Genomic DNA, 1,277 nt, shown 5'->3' on the forward strand with positions numbered 1-1,277 from the left:
TGACCCCTGCCGTCAATCCCGTAGACTTAAACTTGGGAGATTTTAGTTACGCAGCCTGACGATAATAATCAAACCACACCTGTCTTGGTGATTTATAGCTCAAGCCCTTTTGAATTCTAGTCTGATTGTAGTACAGCTCGATGTATCTAATAATATCGTTGATCGCTGCAAATCTAGTCTTATAATCCTGATGATATACCAGCTCGTTCTTTAAAGTGCCCCAGAAGCTTTCTATTGGAGCATTGTCGAAGCAATTACCTTTAGCGCTCATAGATCCTGTAAACTGATGCTGTTTAATGATCTTATGGTAGGCATGGCTGCAATACTGGCTGCCTCTGTCAGAATGGACTATTAGTTTTTTGGCAGGTCGTTTGTTTTTGATTGCCATGTTCAATGCGTGACAGACCAAATCTGCGGTCATGCGTTTGTTGATCGCATAGCCGACCAGCTCTTTGGTATATAAGTCTTTGACTCCCGCTAAGTACAGCCAGCCCTCATGTGTCCAGATATAGGTGATGTCACTGACCCAAGACTCATTAGGACACTTGGCATCAAACTGCTGATCCAGCACGTTATCATAGACCAGTTTGTTGTGATTAGAGTCGGTGGTCACTTTAAAGCGCTTATGACGACGACATTTAATGCCGTGTTCCTCTTTGATGCTTCTTACCATATACAGGCTAATGTCATGCCCTTGCTCGCTTAGATGAGCATGCAGTCGATCTACGCCATAACGTTCTTTCGTTTCATTGTGAGCGGCTTTAACCAATAACTCGCACTGATTACGATGTACCTGCTGACAGCTGATATGACGACCCAGCCAGTCATAGTAGCTTGAGGGTTTAACCTGTAGTACGCGGCACATGCTACTAATGCTAAAGACTTGCTGGTTGTCTTTGATAAAGGCGTACTTGACTAACTGTGCTTTGCAAAGTACGCCGTGGCCTTTTTTAGGATCTCTCGCTCCTCTTCGGCAACTTTAAGTTGTCGCTTGAGCTGCTTTATTTCTTGAAGAGCCGTCATAAGATCAGGATCGTATTGAGCTGTTCCTGCAAGTTTGCCTTGATTAGCTTTGTTGTTCCAGTTCGATAAGGTTTGCATGGCGATCCCGAGCTGCTTTGCAGTAGCTGAAATATTGCCGTTGTTGTCTGATATCTTCTTGACGGCTTCGGCTTTAAATTCGTCACTGTAGGTTCTGATTTTCTTGGTCATGATAAACTCCTGTTATTGTGCTTAGTTTACCAAGTTTATCTCTACGGTTTATTCAGCATAGCTCA

At 43.5% G+C, this 1,277-nt stretch carries 1 protein-coding gene; it reads right to left on the reverse strand.

The annotated features are described in order from the left end of the window. Nucleotides 1-46: 46 nt before the first annotated feature. Nucleotides 47-1,212, reverse strand: a protein-coding gene (locus tag ACT3QP_RS14800) for an IS3 family transposase (RefSeq protein WP_192520997.1) whose coding sequence is annotated in 2 segments (ribosomal slippage) — nucleotides 47-954 and nucleotides 954-1,212 — 1,167 coding nt in all. Because the reading frame shifts where the segments join, the coding sequence is not laid out codon by codon here. Nucleotides 1,213-1,277: the final 65 nt, after the last annotated feature.

This window comes from Psychrobacter sp. AOP7-B1-24 (assembly GCF_052376215.1).
Classification (GTDB): Bacteria; Pseudomonadota; Gammaproteobacteria; order Pseudomonadales; family Moraxellaceae; genus Psychrobacter.